The following is a 16,234-nucleotide window of genomic DNA, read 5'->3' on the forward strand; positions in this document are numbered from 1 at the left end:
GCCGTACGCGCGCCTGCGCTTGTCGCGTTGCGCCCGTCTGCGTTGCCGTGCAGGCAGGTTTGTGCAGCGCGCGTCAATGTCGGCTGCGTCCGCCGATGTCGCCGTTGCCCTTGTCGGCGACGCCGCCCGAGGGAGCCGTACCGCCGGTCGCGCCACCGGACGATCCAGTGGCCGACGTACCGCCGGGCCCGCTGGCTGGCAAAGCTGTCGTGGCTTGCGCGCCGGTGTCCGTATCGCCGCGAGTCACGCGCAGATGGTTCTGGATGTCCTTCACGCCGCCCAGGTCGTCGATGATGTCCTCCGCGGCGTGCTTCATCCACCGCGCGCGGACGGTCCCCTCGAGCGTGACCGTCCCCTGGTTCACCTTCACCTCGATATCGCTGGCGTCCAGGTCCGCGTCGGTCAGCCGCTCGCAGGCGAGCTCGCGCAGGCGTTCGTCGCTGCGCTCGTAACCGCGGGGCTGCGTGCCGCGGAACTGGCCACGCTGGTCGCCTTCGTCGAACCAGTAGCGCTTGCCCTCCTGGCGGAAGCCGGCGCCACCGTAGGTATCGGTGCGCGCGTATTGACTGCCGAGCTCGCCACGACCGGATGACGCGCGGCTGCCTTCCGCACCGTAGCGCGGGCCCTCGTAGTCGTGTTCCTGCGTCCAGCTGGCGCGCATGCGATCGCTGCGCGCGTCGTCCTGCCGGTTGCCCTGGCCGTAGGCGCGATCGGCGTCGTAGCCGCTGTTGCTCTGGCCGTGGCGCGGCTCGTTCCGCCAGGTGCCGGCGGAGCGGCCGTAGCCGTGGGCGCGGTGGCGGTCGTCCGCATCGCGATAGCCCTCCGCGAAGTGGCGCTCGGCGTCGGTGTCCAGGCCGTAGCGCGCATCGCCGCGCGCGTCGCGCGGACGTGCCCACAGCTCTTCATCCTCGCGATAGCCGCCACCGTAGCGCGCCGGCTGTTCGCTCCGGTCGGGCGCGCGACCGCCCTCGAAGTCGCGGCGCGGGTGTGCGGCCTGCCAGGGGCGTTCTTCGTCGCCGCCGTACGCGCGGACCTGCCGACCCGCTTCGTACGGATCGCGCAGGTTGCGTTCGCGGATCCGCTCTTCGCGGGTGCGATAGCGTGACCTTTCGTCGTCATGTCGATCGTCGTCTCGGCTCATGGAACCTCCGGTGGGATGGGTGGGCGAAAAAATTGCAGCCTTCGTGTCAACTTTTGCTGTCAGTTCAACCAGCGGCAGAGCGGCGTGCCGGGTTCGCCGATGCGCGGCATGGGAATGCCGGGCTCGTGCGGGTCGATGGCCGGCATGTCCGGCTCGCGCGGCCTCGGCGCGCGTACCGGATCGCCCGGGTCGTAAGGCTGCGGCGGCGTGGGGTCGGGCGGCAGTGATTCGGGGTCACCGACCGGCTTGGACGGCACCATGCTGCCGGGCGGCGGCATGCGCGGCACGCGGATCGGATTGACCAGCGGCGGGCAGGGCAGGAACGCGTGCATGGGGATGCCTCGTGGAAGAGGGACATCACCCACCATTCAAGCCATGTGCCAATCCGGCGAGCGGGTGCCGGCGAGCCCGGCCGTGCACGCGGCACTGGCAGCTTTTACCGACCCCGGCAGTTTTTACAGGCGGGCGCCTGCCTGTTACGGAGAGCTTGCCTGCTTCAGCGGGCCGGGCAGAAGGTTGCGCATGCGCTGCACCAGAGCGTCGAACTCGAACGGCTTGGTCAACAGGTCGGTGTTGGCGTCGAGCGTCCAGTTATCGGGCATGGTCTCGGCGTACCCGGTCATGAAAAGCACTTTCATGTCCGGACGGTGGCGGCGGCCGACGTCGACCATCTGCATGCCGGTCAGGCCGGGCAGTCCGATGTCGGAAACGACCAGGTCGATGCGTTCGGTCGATTCGATGATGGCCAGGCCTGCGTGGCCGTCGCGCGCTTCGAGCACGCGGTAGCGCAGGTCGCGCAGCTTGCCGGCGATCAGGTCGCGCACCACGTCTTCGTCCTCCACCAGCAGGATGGTCTCGCCGGCGGCAGGCTCCCAGTGCTTGCCGGCGTTTCGATCGTCCAGCGCACGCACGCTGCGGCGCTCGCCGCTGGGCAGGTAGATCGACACGGTGGTGCCGTGGCCGGGCTCGCTGTCCAGCTCGATGGCGCCGCGCGACTGGCTGACGAAGCCATGGATCATCGACAGGCCCAGGCCGGTGCCGCGCCCCTTGGGCTTGGTGGTGAAGAACGGGTCGAAGGCCCGCGCGCGCACGTCGGGTGTCATGCCGATGCCGGTGTCGCTCACCTGCAGCAGCAACGTGGGCGCATCGCGCAGGCTGTGCGGGCGGCGCAGCGGGCCTTCGCCGGGCGGCACCGAGCCGGTGCGGATGGTCAGCTGGCCACCGTCGGGCATGGCGTCGCGCGCGTTGATGGCCAGGTTGAGGATCGCGCTTTCCAGCAGGTTCGGATCGCACAGCACCGGCACCAGCGCGGGCGCCAGTTCGAGCTTCAGCTCGATCCGCTCGCCCAGCGTGGCCGGCAGCAGCTCGGCGATCTGCGCGATCAGGTCGTTGAGGTTCACGCTCTTGGGCGCCAGCGGCTGGCGCCGCGCGAAGGCGAGCAGGCGATGGGTCAGCGTGGCCGCTCGCTTGGCCGAATCGAGCGCGTTGCCGAGGAACCGCTCCACGTCCTGGCGACCGGCGGCCAGGCGCATCTCGACCACTTCCAGCGATCCGATGATGCCCTGAAGCAGGTTGTTGAAGTCGTGCGCCATGCCGCCAGTGAGCTGGCCCAGCGCCTCGATCTTCTGCGACTGGAACAGCTGCGCGCGGGTTTCTTCCAGATGCCGTTCCGCTTCCATGCGTTCGGTGATGTCGCGGGTGATCTTGGCAAAGCCCAGCAACTGGCCGTCATTGTCGCGAATCGCGTCGATGGCGATCTCGGCCATGAACCGCGAACCGTCCTTGCGGACCTGCCAGTCGACCACGTCGTAGCGGCCGCTCTCGCTGGCCACGGTCATCGCCGTCTGGGCCACCAACGGGTTGACGAAGAACTGCGTCAGCGGCCGGCCGATGATTTCCGTCGCGGTATAGCCCTTGATGCGTTCGGCGCCGGTGTTCCAGTCGGTGACGGTGCCGTGCGCGTCGAGCATGCAGATCGCGCAGTCGGTGACGCCGTCGACGAACAGGCGGAAGCGCCGCTCCACTTCGCGCAGGCGCTTTTCGGTGAGGCGCCGCTCGGTGATGTCGCGGGTGACCATGGCGAAGCCGAGCAGGTGACCCTGCTCGTCGCGCACCGCGTCGCACACCACGTGCGCCCAGAAGCGGCTGCCGTCGCGGCGCAGCCGCTCGGCTTCTTCCTGGAAGCGGCCGTGCGCGGCGGCCATGTGCAGGATCAGCTCCGGCCGCCCGCCCGCGCGCTCTTCCTCGGTATGCAGCTGGGCAAACGGGCGTCCGACGATGTCGGCGGCGCGGTGGCCGTGGATCTGTTCGGCGCCGGCGTTCCAGCTACGGATGCGGCCCTGCGGATCGACCATGAAAATGGCGTAGTCCAGGATGGACTGCACCAGCAGCTGGTAGGAATTGGACCCGCTTGTTTCCACGCCACCGTCCTTGCACAGCAAGCACCGCGCCACGGCCGTCCATGACGGTGTCATCGGCATTCGTTCCCCGGGCAAAAGGTTTGCAGTCGCAGCACGACCGCCTTCCGGTTTGGCCGGCCTCGACCGAACCTACCTCAACTGGCTAGTGAGATAAACCGGGATAGGGCGGCCGGCCATCGTCGGCGACGGCGCAGGCGCGGGCATTCTTGGCGCGCGCATCGGCGATCGCCGCCAGCAGCGCCTTGCGGTCGTACGGCTTGGGAAGGAAGGTGGCGGTCGGACCCAGCCGTTCGCTGGACGCTTCCGGGTCGCCGGAAATCACCACCACGGCAGCGGTCGACCCGCGCCGGCGCAGCTCCTCGGCCATGCTGATGCCGTCCTGGCCGGCGCCGATGTTGACGTCGGTGACGATCACGTCGATCCCGGGCTGCTCGTCCATCAGGCGGATGCCGGAGCTGGCATCGCGCGCGGAGAGCACCTGATAACCGGCCGCGTCAAGGAGCAACGCCATGACTTCGCGCGTGTCCGAGTCGTCTTCCACCAGCAACACAAGGTTGTCCTTCGCCATGACACCTCCCACACACGCAAGCGCGGCTCGAACCGTGAATCCTGACCATACAGAAGTGATGGAAGCGTGCAGGCTAAAGCATTGCTGCGTCAAGCATTAAGCAGGCGATCTTAGGCCTGTGGTTCAAAAAATTTCACGGCCATTGCGGTAGCGCTCCTGTCGAGGTCGCTTGAACCTGCCGCGCGTTCGGGTAGGTGTGGTCAGCGGACTCCTCCCCGATGGCGGGTGTCGCAAACCGTTGAACCAAAACGCAAAATATTGCGACGGCTACCACCCGATCTTCACCCCGATGACGCCGGCCCTTCACCGTCGCCTGCCTAGGCTATCTTTTTCCCGTGAAGGCAAGGAGCGGCAGACGTGAACCACGATCCGGCACGCCGGGATTTCCTCAGGCTCGTCGGCGTGACGGTACCGGCCGGCATGGCGTTGTGCGCCTGCGGCGGCAGCGGCGCCGATGCGCAGGGCGGCCCGTCCAACGCCTTCTTCGCGGCCGGGGAGATGGATTTCATCCAGGCCGCCACCGCGCGGCTGATTCCCGCCGACACGCTGGGCCCCGGTGCCGACAAGGCGGGCGTTCCCACCTTCCTCGACCTGCAGCTGGCCGGTCCCTACGGTCGCGCCGAGCGCTGGTACATGCAGGGCCCCTGGCCCAACGGCATCGATGGCCAGGGCTACCAGCTGCGCTTCACGCCCGCGCAGCTCTATCGCCAGGCGATCGCCGGCATCGACAAGCATTGCCAAACGCAGTACCGCCAGCCGTTCGCCAAGCTCACGACCGACCAGCAGGACCAGGTGCTGCATGCGCTCGAAGACGGCAAGGTCGACCTGGGCGACGTGCCGTCGAAGACCTTTTTCAACCTGCTCTGGCAGAACACCCAGGAAGGCTTCCTCGCCGACCCCGCCTACGGCGGCAACCGCGACTTCGCCGGCTGGAAACTGATCGGCTTCCCGGGCCCGCGCTACAACTACGTGCGCGAGATCGGCGAATACGGCAAGCCGTACCCGCAGCCCTGCGTCAGCCTGATCGGCCGCGTGCCCGGCGCCGCGCTCGCCCATGCCGGGGAAGCTTCCTGATGGCGCGGCGGATGCCGCCGGTAGACGTGGTGCTGGTCGGCTTCGGCTGGACGGCTTCGATCATCGCGCAGGAACTGACCGACGCCGGCGTGCAGGTGCTCGCGCTGGAGCGCGGCGCCTGGCGCGACACCGTCCCCGACTTCGCCACCGACCACATCCAGGACGAGTTGCGCTATGCGGTGCGCAAGCAGATCTTCGAATCGCCCGAGCGCGAGTCGCTGACCTTCCGCAACAACGCCAGTCAGACCGCGCTGCCGATGCGCCACCTGGGCTCGTTCCTGCCGGCCGCGGGCGTGGGCGGCGCGGGCGTGCACTGGAACGGCCAGTGCTGGCGCTTCCTGCCACAGGACTTCCTGATACGCACGCACACCGAGCAGCGCTACGGCAAAGGCTTCATTCCCGCGGACATGAACCTGCAGGACTGGGGCGTCACCTACGAGGAACTGGAACCGCACTACGACCGCTTCGAATACCTCTGCGGCGTGTCCGGCCAGGCCGGTAACGTCGGCGGCCAGCTGGTCGCCGGCGGCAACCCGTTCGAAGGTGCGCGGCAACGCGGCTATCCGCTGCCGCCGCTGGAGCGCAGCGCCTCCACCGTGCTGTTCGACAAGGCCGCGCGCGAGGTGGGCTTCAAGCCGTTTCCGTGCCCGGCGGCCAACGCCTCGCGGCCGTACCGCAATCCGTTGGGCGTGCAGATGGGCCAGTGCACCTACTGCGGGTACTGCGAATGGTTCGGCTGCGGCAACTATTCCAAGGCCAGTCCGCAAACGACCATCCTCCCGGTCCTGCTGAAGAAGGACAACTTCCACTTCCGCACGCACTGCAACGTCACCCGCGTCAACACCGATTCGAGCGGCAAGCGCGCCACCGGCGTTACCTACGTCGATGTCGAGGGCAACCAGATCGAGCAGCCGGCGCAGATGGTGGTGCTGTGCGCCTTCGCCCAGCACAACGTGCACCTGCTGCTGCTTTCGAAGATCGGCCAGCCGTATGACCCGGTATCGAACACCGGCGTGGTCGGGCGCAACTACGCCTACCAGATCACGTCCTCGGTCGACGTGTTCCAGAAGGAGCGGCTCAATCCGTTCATGGGCGCCGGCGCGCTCGGCCAGGCGATCGACGAGTTCAACGGCGACAACTTCGACCACGGCCCGCACGGCTTCGTCGGTGGCGGCTACATCGCGCTGTGGAATACCGGCGGGCGGCCGATCCTGCAGCACTACCTGCCCCAGAACGCGCCCAAGTGGGGCGCGGGGTGGAAGAAGGCGATGCACGAGAACTACCTCACCGCCTGCTCCATCGCCACCCACGGCAGCGTGATGAGCTATCGCAACAGCTACCTGGACCTGGACCCGACCTGGCGCGACGTCTACGGCAACCCGCTGCTGCGCCTGACCTTCGACTTCCAGCCCAACGAGCTGAAGATGTCCGGCTTCCTCACCGACAAGGCCGCGCAGATCGGCCGCGCGATTCCCGGCGCCAGCATCCACGAGAAGAAGCGCCAGGGTCCGTACTCGATCGTGCCTTACCAGACCACGCACAACACCGGCGGCGCGGTGATGGGCGACGACCCGAAGACCTCGGTGGTCAACCGCTACCTGCAGAGCTGGGACGTGCCGAACCTGTGGGTGATGGGCGCGAGCGTGTTCCCGCAGAACGCCGGCTACAACCCGACCGGCACGGTCGGCGCGCTGACCTACTGGTCGGCCGAAGCGATGAAGCGGTACCTGAAGAACCCCGGCCCGCTGGTGACGGCATGAGCGCGGCACGTACCCGTTCCCGGCAAGCGGGGACCCTGCGCAGGAACCTGGCGCTCGCGGCCCTGCTCCTGCTCGCCATGCTGTGCGCCGCCTGCAGCCATGACCGCGACGCGGGCGCACCCTCGGCGATCAAGCTCGGCGAGCGCATGAGCGCCGGCCCGTGGAGCGAGATCTCGCGCGGCCGCTACCTGGTCCGCGCCGGCGACTGCGAGGCCTGCCACACCGCACCCAACGGCATGCCGTTCGCCGGCGACCGCGCCATCCCCACGCCCTTCGGCACCATCTACTCCAGCAACATCACGCCGGACCCGGAAACCGGCATCGGCCGCTGGACCGACGAGGACTTCTATCGCGCCATGCACGAGGGCATCGACCGGGAAGGGAACCATCTCTATCCGGCCTTCCCCTACCCCTGGTACACCAGGCTGAGCCGCGACGACGTACTGTCGATCAAGGCCTACCTCGACACGCTGACGCCCGTGCGCCAGATCCACCGCCGCAACGCGTTGCCGTGGCCGCTCGACCAGCGCGCGCTGATGGCGATGTGGAACGGCATGTACTTCGACGACGGCACCTACCAGCCCGATCCCAAACGCTCGGCGCAATGGAACCGCGGCGCGTACCTGGTCAAGGGCCTTGGCCACTGCAGCGCCTGCCACGGTGACAAGAACCTCGCCGGCGCCACCGACATGGACGAGTCGCCCACGGGCGGCTATGCCGAGAACGCCTATGCGCCGAGCCTGGCCGGTGGCGCGCGCGATGGGTTGGGCAGCTGGACCACGCAGGACATCGTGCAGTACCTGGGCACCGGCCGGAACAGCCGCACTTCGGCCGCCGGTCCCATGGCCGAAGTCGTCGAGCAGTCGACCCAGTACCTGAGCAAGCCCGACCTGGAAGCGATCGCGGTATACCTGAAGAGCCTGCCGGCGCCCAAGGACACGTCGGTGGCCACGGTCGACAAGAACACCCTCGATCGCGGCGCCGCGCTTTACGTGGACAACTGCGCGGGTTGCCACCTGAAGCAGGGCCAGGGCGAGATCGGCGCGTTCCCGCCGTTGCGGCAAAGCTCCGCCGTGCAGGCCGCGAGCGCCGACACGCTGATCGGCGTGATCCTCGACGGTGCACGCATTCCCAGGACTACCGCCGAACCCACCGGCCTGGCGATGCAGGGCTTCGCCGACCACCTGAGCGACGCACAGATCGCCGACCTCACCACCTACATCCGCAACGCCTGGGGCAATCACGCCGGAGCCGTGGATGCGGACGACGTGGAAGACCTGCGAGCGACCTTGCGCGAATCGCCGTGACGCCGTGCTCCCGTCTTCCGGAGAGGAGAGGGTGGGGGTGAGCCGTTGGGCTCGCGGGAGTTTCAGGCGCTCTGCTCCCTCTCCCGCTCGGGGAGAGGAGGCGAAGGTCGGCGCCTCGCGCCTGCGCACTTAAAAAAACCCGCGCGCGCTTCACGCCACCCCTGCGAAGGTTGCCATCGAACGCTCGCCGGAAAGGACCACCACGAGAGGGCGATGACCCAGATCTTCCATCCGCGCTTCGGCTTGTTCGTCAAGCTCACCCTGTTGGCCGTGCTGATCCTGGCCAGCGCCGCCGTGCTGGCCTGGCGCGGGCTGACCAACGGACCGCATCGCATCGGCGAGGCCGTGGAACAACCCGTCCCCTTCAGCCACAAGCACCATGTCGGCGACGACGGCATCGACTGCCGCTATTGCCACGACACGGTGGAGACCTCTGCTTTCGCCGGCATGCCGCCGATCTCCACCTGCATGACCTGCCACTCGCAGCTGTACACCGACCAGTCCGTGCTCCAGCCGGTGGTCGAAAGCTGGCGGCGCGGCATGGCACTGCACTGGAACCGCGTCCATCAGCTGCCCGACTTCGTCTACTTCAATCATTCCATTCACGTCGCCAAGGGCGTCGGCTGCGAGAGCTGCCATGGTCGTGTCGACCGCATGCCGCTGACGATGCGCACGAAATCGCTGTCGATGGAGTGGTGCCTGGACTGCCACCGCGCGCCGCAGAAATACCTGCGCCCGCGCGAGCAGGAGTTTGCCATGGGGTGGCAGGCACGGGACCAGGAAAAACTCGGCCTGGCGTTGGTCAAGCGCTACCACATCGACACCCGCCGGCTGACGGACTGCTCGGTATGCCATCGATGAGCGCTCTTCCGGGAGGCCCCGCATGACCGGCGCGCTCGACGCCCTACGCACGCGCCTGGCCGACAGTCGCGGCCCGCACTACTGGCGCGCACTGGAGGAACTCGTCGAGCAACCGGCGTGGCGCAATCGCCTGCGCGAAGCCTTCCCGCAGCTCTCCCAGCTCGAACCCATGCTCGACCGCCGCGGCTTCCTCAAGCTGCTCGGCGCCTCGCTGGCGCTGGCGGGCCTGGGCGCCTGCAGCCGTCCGCCGCAGGAAGAGATCGTGCCGTGGGTGCGCCGGCCCGACGGGATGCCGCCGGCGTTGCCGCGCTTCTACGCCAGCACGCTGGCCTGCGCCGGCGACGTGGCCGGCGTGCTGGTGGAAACCCACCAGGGGCGACCGACCAAGATCGAAGGCAATCCCGCGCACCCGGCGAGCCTTGGCGCCACCACGCCGGCGATGCAGGCGGCCGTGCTGGAGCTGTGGGACCCGGACCGCTCGCAAAGCCCGGTCCACGACGGCGTGGCCACCAGCTGGGACGCGTTCGGCGAGGAGGCCATCACGCTCGCGGCGCGCTTCTCCCGCGACGGTCGCGGCCTGCACGTGCTGAGCGGCCGGATCGATTCCCCCACACTGGCGGCGCAGCGCGAGGCCTGGCTCCAACGCTTCCCCGGCGCGCGCTGGCATCAGTACGAAGCGGTCGACGAAGACAACGCGCTGGCTGGCGCGCGTCTGGCCTTCGGCGATCCATTGCGGCCGCGCTACCACTTCGACCGCGCGCAGGTGATTCTCGCGCTGGAGGCCGATTTCCTGGCCACCATGCCCGGCTCCCTGCGCCACGCACGCGACTTCACCACCGCCCGCGACCCGCAGTCGGTGGACTTCAGCCGCCTATACGTGATGGAAGCCTCGCCCTCGCTCACCGGCGCCAAGGCCGACCACCGCTGGGCGCTGGGTTCGGCGCACATCGGCATGGCCGCGCTGGAACTGGGCGAGCTGCTCGGCATGCCCGACGTGCACGCCACGCAGTCCAGCGGCCTGTCCGCCCGCCGCCTGCGCGCGCTGGCGCAGGATCTGGACGCGCAGCACGGCAGCTCGCTGGTGCTCGCCGGACGCACGCAGCCGCCGTGGGTGCACGCGCTCGCGCACCTGCTCAACGAGGCGCTCGGCAACGTCGGACACACGGTCGAGTACTACGCGCCGCCCGAGCCGTGGGAGTCGTCGGCGCAGGGCCTGCGCGACCTCACCGCGGCGATGGCCGCCGGCCGCGTCGACACGCTGCTGATCCTCGAGGGAAACCCGGCCTACGCCACGCCCGCCGATGCCGGGTTCACCCGGCACCTGGCCAAGGTGCCGCACCGCATCCACTTGGGCCTCTACCGCGACGAAACCGCCCGTGCCTGCCACTGGCACCTGCCGCGCACGCATGCGCTGGAAAGCTGGTCGGACCTGCGCGCCGCCGACGGCACCGCCAGCGTGGTGCAGCCGGTGATCGCGCCGTTGTACGACAGCCGCAGCGCGCACGAACTGCTGGCGATGTTCATGGGCGACCTGCAAAGCCCGCGCACGCGCGTGCAGTCCACCTGGCAGGCCGACGCCGCGGCGTGGACGGCCATCCTGCAAGGCGGCGTCATCCCGCACAGCGCGCCGCCCACGCAACAGCCGCGCGTGGACCGCGGCTTCCTCGCGCAGGTAGCGCCGCCGGCCGACGAGCCTGGCCTGGAACTGCTGTTCGCTCCGGATCCGACCGTGTGGGACGGCCGCTACGCCAACAATGGCTGGCTGCAGGAGCTGCCTAAGCCCCTCACCACGCTGACCTGGAACAACGTCGCGCTGGTCAGCACCGAGCTCGCGCTCGCGCATGACCTGGCGAACGGCGATGCGCTGGAACTGCGCATCGACGGCCGCCACACCCAGGCGCCGGTGTGGGTGATGCCGGGACAGGCCGCACGCAGCGTCACCGTCTGGCTCGGCTACGGCCGCCGCCACGCCGGGCGCGTGGGCGGGCAGTTGGGCTTCGACGCCTATGCGTTGCGCAGCGCGGATGCGCCATGGCGCTGCGACGGCCTGCGCATCAACCGCACCGGCGCGAACCACGCGCTCGCCACCACCCAGCGCCACCACGCCATGGAAGGCCGCGCGCCCGTGCGCGTTGCCACGCTCGACGCCTACCGCGACGACCCTGCTTTTGCGCAGGAACGCACGCCGCCGCCGCCCAGCCTCTACCCCGACCGACCGCCCGGCGAATACGCCTGGGGCATGAGCGTCGACCTCAACGCCTGCATCGGCTGCGGCGCCTGCACCGTCGCCTGCCAGGCGGAGAACAACATTCCCGTGGTCGGCGCGGAGGAAGTCGGGCGCGGCCGCGAGATGCACTGGATCCGCATCGACCGCTACTACGAAGGCGACGCGCGCGCGCCACGCATTCACCACCAGCCGGTGCCGTGCATGCACTGCGAGCACGCGCCGTGCGAGGTGGTCTGCCCGGTCGGCGCGACCGTGCACGATGCGGAAGGCCTCAACGTGCAGGTCTACAACCGCTGCGTGGGTACGCGCTTCTGCTCCAACAACTGCCCCTACAAGGTGCGTCGCTTCAACTTCCTGCAGTACAGCGACCTCACCACCGAAACGCTGAAGGCGCAGCGCAACCCGGACGTCACCGTGCGCAACCGCGGCGTGATGGAGAAATGCACCTACTGCATCCAGCGCATCGAGACCGCGCACATCGCCGCCGACAAGGACGGCCGGCGCATCGCCGACGGTGAGGTGCTGACCGCCTGCCAGGCGGTATGTCCCACCCAGGCGATCGTCTTCGGCGACCAGCAGGACAGCGCCAGCGCGGTCAGCCGGCAGAAGGCCTCGCCCCGTCACTACACGCTGCTGGAGGAGCTCAACACCCGCCCGCGCACAACCTACCTCGCCGCGATCCGCAACCCGCACCCGGCGCTGGAGGATGACGCATGAGCTTGCTTGGCGTACCTCACGCTCGCCTCAGCTCCTCTCCCTTTCTCCGGGTGGGAGAGGGAGCTGTATCGGTGGCGCGGGGGGCGTCGGCATGACCACGCCGCTCCTCGCCCCGTGCGAAACCCACGCGTCGATCACCGACAAGGTCAGCGCCATCGTGCTCGAGCGCCCCACCGGCCGTCTGTGGATGCTCGCCTTCGCGCTCTCCTTCGTGCTCACCGCCTGGCTGGGCGTCGGCATCGTGTGGCTGCTGGTGAAGGGCGTCGGCATCTGGGGCCTGGATATCCCGGTAGCGTGGTCCTTCGCCATCGCCGACTACGTGTGGTGGATCGCCATCGGCATGGCCGGCACCTTCATTTCCGGCGGCCTGTACCTGGCGCGCCAGGGCTGGCGCAACGCGCTCAACCGCTACGCCGAGGCGATGACCGTGTTCGCCGTGTCGGTGTCGGGCATCTTCCCGATCCTGCACCTGGGCCGGCCGTGGTTCTTCTACTGGCTCGCGCCTTACCCCGATCGCATGGGCGTGTGGCCGCAGTGGAAGAGCTCCCTGTTCTGGGATTTCTCGGCGATCGTCGCCTACCTGATCGTCTCGGTGCTCTACTTCTACGTCGGCCTGATCCCCGACCTGGCCACCTTGCGCGACCGCGCCACCACGCGCGGCAAGCAGGTGTTCTACGGGCTTCTCGCAGCCGGCTGGCGCGGCGAGGCGCGGCACTGGCAGCGGTTCGAGACGCTCAACCTGCTGCTCGCCGCAATGGCGGTGCCGCTGGTGTTCTCGGTGCACTCGATGGTGGCGCTGGATTTCTCCGAGGGGCTGCTGCCGGGCTGGCACTCGACGATCTTCCCGCCGTTCTTCGTCGCCGGCGCCCTGTTCTCCGGTTTCGGCATGGTGCTGGTGCTGGGTATCCCGCTGCGGCGCTTCTTCGGCCTGGGGGATTTCATCACTGAGCGGCACATCGCCAACCTGGCCAGGCTGATGCTGGCGGCGGGCCTGTTCGTCGACTACAGCTACGCCTCGGAGCTGTTCAACGCGTTCTACAGCGGCGACCGCTACGAGATCGCGCACGCCATGGCCGAGCTCACCGGCGCCTACGCCTGGGTGTACTGGACGATCATCGGCTGCAACGTGGTGGCGATCCAGGCGATCTGGTTCGAGCGCGTGCGGCGCAGCCACGCGGCGCTGTTCGTGATCGCGCTGCTGGTGCTCATCGGCATGTGGTTCGAGCGCTTTCTGCTCATCGTCAGCAGCCTGTACCACGACTTCCTGCCCTCGAGCTGGGGCATGTTCTATCCGACCGTGTGGGACATCGCCTTCCTGGCAGGGTCGATCGGATTGTTCTTCCTGTTGTTCCTGCTGTTCGTGCGGTTGCTCCCGCTGTTGCCGATGTTCGAACTGCGCAAGCTGCGCGCGCGACTCGAACGGGAGGGCGCATGAGCACGCTGCACGAGCAGGGATGGCTGGCCCGCTTCGACCATGCCGAGGCGCTGCTGATGGCGGTGCGCGAACTGCGCGGCCGTGGCTACACGCAGCTGGAGGCCTACACGCCCTACCCGGTCGAAGGCCTCGCCCAGGCGCTGGGGCCGATGCGCAACCGCATCCCTCTGCTGGTGTTGCTCGGTGGCCTGGTCGGCGGTTTCGGCACGCTGCTGCTGGAGTGGTACGCCTCGGTGATCGACTACCCGATCAACGTCGGCGGCCGGCCAGACGCCAGCTGGCCGGCCTTCATTCCGGCCGCATTGGAAATGACCATCCTGTTCGCCGCGCTGTTCGGCGTCGTCGGCCTGTTCTTCGCCAACGGCCTGCCGCGGCTCAACCATCCGCTGTTCGACGTGCCGTGCTTCGAGGCGGCCAGCCGCGACGGCTTCTTCGTGTGGCTGCGTGCGGACGACCCGCGTTTCGACGCGACCCTGGCACACGACGATCTCGCGCGGCTGGCGCCGCTGGCGATCGAGAGGGTAGGGCGATGAAGCGCTACCGGCTTTTCCCCCGCAGGAGCGCTCCTGGACGCGACCGCGATGTCGCGGTGGCGCCCAAGGCTGCTTCTGCAACGAAAGCCGCGCTTCTGCTTGTCCTATCGCTCCTGGGCGGCTGCGAGCAGTCCATGCACGACATGTACGCGCAGCCCAAGTACAAACCGCTCGAACCCAGTCCCCTCTTCGCCGACGGCAACAGCGCCCGCACGCCGCCGCCGGGCAGCGTGCCGATGGCGCAGGGGGCGGGGGCCGATACCGCGAGCGGCCGCCGCGGGCAGATGACGTTGGCGCCCGATCCCGGCCCGGCGCTGCCATTGGATGCGCAGGGCCGCAGCCTCGCGCAAGGGGACGTCGACGAGCGCCGCTACGCCAACCCGCTGCCGGTAACCATGACGCTGCTCGAACGCGGGCAGCAGCGCTTCGACATCTACTGCGCGCCCTGCCACGGTCGCTCGGGCAACGGCGACGGCATGATCGCCCGGCGCGGCTTCCCCGCGCCGCCGAGTTACCACACCGACCGCCTGCGCAACGCGCCGGACAGCCATTTCTACCAGGTCATCAGCGACGGCTACGGCGTGATGTATCCGTATGCCGATCGCATCAGTCCGCACGACCGCTGGGCGATCGTGGCCTACATCCGTGCGCTGCAGCTCTCCCAGCACGCCCCGCGCGACCGGCTCACGCCACAGGACCTGGCGCGCCTGCCGGCGGAGGCGCGCCGATGAGCCGCCGATGGCCCAGGGTGTCGCGCGGCGAAGGCATCGCGGCAGTGGCCGGCGTCCTCGCGCTGGTCGGTTGCCTGCTGCTGGGGCTGCACGCGCCTCGCGCGGTGTTGCTGTCCTATCTCTTTGCCTGGCTGTTCTGGCTGGCGCCGGCGCTGGGCAGCGTGGGCCTGCTGCTGATCCATGCGCTGACCGGCGGCGACTGGGGCTTCGCGCTGCGTCCTGCCTTGCTGGCGGCCAGCCGCCGCCTGCCGCTGATGGCCGTGCTGCTGCTGCCGGTGCTGATCGGCGTGGCAGTGCTCTTTCCCTGGGCCGACGCGCAGGCGGCCGATCCAAACCTCGACCACCAGCGTTGGTGGCTCGATGTGCCGTTCTTCCTCGTGCGCGCGGTGGTCGTGTTCGCCTTGTGGCTGTGGCTGGCGCACGGTATCCGACGGCGGCTGGCCACGCCCGCGGCTGGCCGCTTCGCCGCCGGGGGCCTGGTCCTCTACGCGCTGACCGTGTCGGTGGCGGCGATCGACTGGGTGGCATCGCTGGTGCCGCGCTGGCACTCGACCACGCTCGGCATCCTGGTCGGCACGGCGCAACTGTTGGCCGCGGCCGGGCTGGCCGTGTGGATCAGCGTGACGCGCCGCGACGCCGCCGCACCATCGTGGACGGCCAGACGGCTGAACGACCTCGGCAGCATCCTGATGGTGCTGGTGCTGGCCTGGGGCTACCTGGCCTTCATGGACTACCTCACCGCATGGATCGCCGACCTCCCGTCCGAAACGGTGTGGTACCTGCCCAGGGTGAAGACCGCCTGGCGCTGGCTCGGGGCGTTCCTGGTGCTGTTCCACCTGGCGCTGCCGTTCGCCGTGCTGCTCTCGCGCAACGCCAAGCAGCGCGTGGCCTGGCTGGCCGGCGTGGCGTTGTGGCTGTTCCTCGCCCAGGTCGGCTATGTCGCCTGGCTGGTGCTGCCCGGCCTGCGCGACCACGCGCTGGCCTGGAGCGACCCGCTGGCGTGGATCGGCATCGGCGGGCTCTGGTGGCTGGGCTACGGCGCGCAGCGGCGCGTGGCGCTGGAGGTCAGGCCATGAGCCGTGAACCCGATTCGCACGAGTCCTACCTGGTGGCGGCCGGCGTGCTGCACTGGGCGGCGGCGATCCTGGCGCTCAGCCTGCTCGCGATCGTGCTGCTGGTCTACGCGTGGGCGCGGCCGGTGCTGACCGCGGGCGAGCCGCCGACCCAGCCGATTCCCCCACAGCCACGGTTGCAACCCGATCCGGCCGCCGACATCGCCGCCGAGCGCGCGCTGCAGCGTTCGCGTCTGGACGGCTATATGTGGGCGGACAAGGCGCACACGGTGGCGCGGATTCCCATCACGCGAGCCATGGCGATGGTCGCGGCGGGGCAGGGTGGGCCGGTGCCGGCTTCCTCCACGGAGCGTCCGCGATGACGTCGATCCCCTGCAGGAGTGCCGC

General features: G+C 69.1%; 14 protein-coding genes. 10 read left to right on the plus strand and 4 right to left on the minus strand.

The annotated features are described in order from the left end of the window. Window positions 1-73: 73 nt before the first annotated feature. The 4 genes from ACFWZ1_RS00845 to ACFWZ1_RS00860 form a co-directional block, all read right to left on the minus strand. Window positions 74-1,141: a BON domain-containing protein gene (locus ACFWZ1_RS00845; protein ID WP_439665096.1), complete on the minus strand. Its 1,068-nt coding sequence runs from the start codon at window positions 1,139-1,141 to the stop codon at window positions 74-76. A gap of 59 nt (window positions 1,142-1,200) precedes the next feature. Beyond that, on the minus strand, window positions 1,201-1,473 hold the full coding sequence (locus ACFWZ1_RS00850) for a hypothetical protein (RefSeq protein WP_231322753.1): 273 nt from the start codon (window positions 1,471-1,473) through the stop codon (window positions 1,201-1,203). Window positions 1,474-1,617: 144 nt separating this feature from the next. Beyond that, window positions 1,618-3,561 carry a PAS domain S-box protein gene (locus ACFWZ1_RS00855; RefSeq protein WP_439665097.1) on the minus strand — a complete coding sequence of 648 codons (1,944 nt, stop codon included), beginning with the start codon at window positions 3,559-3,561 and terminating at the stop codon, window positions 1,618-1,620. A 142-nt stretch (window positions 3,562-3,703) separates the two neighbouring features. Further along, the gene (locus ACFWZ1_RS00860; RefSeq protein ID WP_231322757.1) at window positions 3,704-4,129 is read right to left on the minus strand and encodes a response regulator; all 426 of its coding nucleotides are present in this window, start codon (window positions 4,127-4,129) and stop codon (window positions 3,704-3,706) included. Between the two features lie 357 nt (window positions 4,130-4,486). On the opposite strand from ACFWZ1_RS00860, the gene ACFWZ1_RS00865 reads away from it, so the two are divergent. The 10 genes from ACFWZ1_RS00865 (at window position 4,487) to ACFWZ1_RS00910 (ending at window position 16,209) form a co-directional block, all read left to right on the plus strand. After that, entirely contained in the window at window positions 4,487-5,203 is a 717-nt protein-coding gene (locus tag ACFWZ1_RS00865) for a gluconate 2-dehydrogenase subunit 3 family protein (RefSeq protein ID WP_439665098.1), read from the plus strand. Between the two features lie 11 nt (window positions 5,204-5,214). Then, window positions 5,215-6,963 (plus strand): GMC family oxidoreductase, encoded by a 1,749-nt coding sequence (locus ACFWZ1_RS00870; RefSeq protein ID WP_439665099.1) that lies wholly within the window; start codon window positions 5,215-5,217, stop codon window positions 6,961-6,963. Next, window positions 6,960-8,270: a c-type cytochrome gene (locus tag ACFWZ1_RS00875; RefSeq protein ID WP_439665100.1), complete on the plus strand. Its 1,311-nt coding sequence runs from the start codon at window positions 6,960-6,962 to the stop codon at window positions 8,268-8,270. The genes ACFWZ1_RS00870 and ACFWZ1_RS00875 overlap by 4 nt, the downstream gene beginning before the upstream one ends. A gap of 213 nt (window positions 8,271-8,483) precedes the next feature. Beyond that, window positions 8,484-9,131, plus strand: a complete 648-nt coding sequence (locus ACFWZ1_RS00880) for a cytochrome c3 family protein (protein ID WP_231322764.1) — start codon at window positions 8,484-8,486, stop codon at window positions 9,129-9,131. 22 nt (window positions 9,132-9,153) lie between these two features. After that, window positions 9,154-12,075 carry a TAT-variant-translocated molybdopterin oxidoreductase gene (locus ACFWZ1_RS00885; protein WP_439665101.1) on the plus strand — a complete coding sequence of 974 codons (2,922 nt, stop codon included), beginning with the start codon at window positions 9,154-9,156 and terminating at the stop codon, window positions 12,073-12,075. A 91-nt stretch (window positions 12,076-12,166) separates the two neighbouring features. Beyond that, the gene (gene nrfD, locus ACFWZ1_RS00890) at window positions 12,167-13,510 is read left to right on the plus strand and encodes an NrfD/PsrC family molybdoenzyme membrane anchor subunit (protein ID WP_439665102.1); all 1,344 of its coding nucleotides are present in this window, start codon (window positions 12,167-12,169) and stop codon (window positions 13,508-13,510) included. Next, the gene (locus ACFWZ1_RS00895) at window positions 13,507-14,043 is read left to right on the plus strand and encodes a DUF3341 domain-containing protein (protein WP_439665103.1); all 537 of its coding nucleotides are present in this window, start codon (window positions 13,507-13,509) and stop codon (window positions 14,041-14,043) included. The genes nrfD and ACFWZ1_RS00895 overlap by 4 nt, the downstream gene beginning before the upstream one ends. Before the next feature lie 134 nt (window positions 14,044-14,177). Then, window positions 14,178-14,774, plus strand: a complete 597-nt coding sequence (locus ACFWZ1_RS00900; RefSeq protein WP_231322772.1) for a c-type cytochrome — start codon at window positions 14,178-14,180, stop codon at window positions 14,772-14,774. Beyond that, complete coding sequence (locus ACFWZ1_RS00905) at window positions 14,771-15,850, plus strand: hypothetical protein (protein WP_439665104.1); 1,080 nt, start codon at window positions 14,771-14,773, stop codon at window positions 15,848-15,850. Before ACFWZ1_RS00900 ends, ACFWZ1_RS00905 begins: the two co-directional genes overlap by 4 nt. After that, window positions 15,847-16,209 (plus strand): hypothetical protein, encoded by a 363-nt coding sequence (locus tag ACFWZ1_RS00910; RefSeq protein WP_439665105.1) that lies wholly within the window; start codon window positions 15,847-15,849, stop codon window positions 16,207-16,209. Before ACFWZ1_RS00905 ends, ACFWZ1_RS00910 begins: the two co-directional genes overlap by 4 nt. Window positions 16,210-16,234 lie beyond the last annotated feature (25 nt).

Origin of the sequence: Frateuria sp. GZRe14 (genome assembly GCF_051900395.1) — a bacterium.
In the GTDB taxonomy this organism is placed as follows: Bacteria; Pseudomonadota; Gammaproteobacteria; order Xanthomonadales; family Rhodanobacteraceae; genus Frateuria_A; species Frateuria_A edaphi.

Excerpts from the sequence above, each read along its gene's own strand:
- ACFWZ1_RS00870 (WP_439665099.1), top strand. The coding sequence starts at position 5,215 with ATGCCGCCGGTAGACGTGGTGCTGGTCGGCTTCGGCTGGACGGCTTCG.
- ACFWZ1_RS00875 (WP_439665100.1), top strand. The coding sequence starts at position 6,960 with ATGAGCGCGGCACGTACCCGTTCCCGGCAAGCGGGGACCCTGCGCAGG.
- ACFWZ1_RS00910 (WP_439665105.1), top strand. The coding sequence starts at position 15,847 with ATGAGCCGTGAACCCGATTCGCACGAGTCCTACCTGGTGGCGGCCGGC.
- ACFWZ1_RS00885 (WP_439665101.1), top strand. The coding sequence starts at position 9,154 with ATGACCGGCGCGCTCGACGCCCTACGCACGCGCCTGGCCGACAGTCGC.
- ACFWZ1_RS00895 (WP_439665103.1), top strand. The coding sequence starts at position 13,507 with ATGAGCACGCTGCACGAGCAGGGATGGCTGGCCCGCTTCGACCATGCC.
- nrfD (WP_439665102.1), top strand. The coding sequence starts at position 12,167 with ATGACCACGCCGCTCCTCGCCCCGTGCGAAACCCACGCGTCGATCACC.
- ACFWZ1_RS00905 (WP_439665104.1), top strand. The coding sequence starts at position 14,771 with ATGAGCCGCCGATGGCCCAGGGTGTCGCGCGGCGAAGGCATCGCGGCA.
- ACFWZ1_RS00900 (WP_231322772.1), top strand. The coding sequence starts at position 14,178 with ATGCACGACATGTACGCGCAGCCCAAGTACAAACCGCTCGAACCCAGT.
- ACFWZ1_RS00880 (WP_231322764.1), top strand. The coding sequence starts at position 8,484 with ATGACCCAGATCTTCCATCCGCGCTTCGGCTTGTTCGTCAAGCTCACC.
- ACFWZ1_RS00850 (WP_231322753.1), bottom strand. The coding sequence starts at position 1,473 with ATGCACGCGTTCCTGCCCTGCCCGCCGCTGGTCAATCCGATCCGCGTG.
- ACFWZ1_RS00845 (WP_439665096.1), bottom strand. The coding sequence starts at position 1,141 with ATGAGCCGAGACGACGATCGACATGACGACGAAAGGTCACGCTATCGC.
- ACFWZ1_RS00860 (WP_231322757.1), bottom strand. The coding sequence starts at position 4,129 with ATGGCGAAGGACAACCTTGTGTTGCTGGTGGAAGACGACTCGGACACG.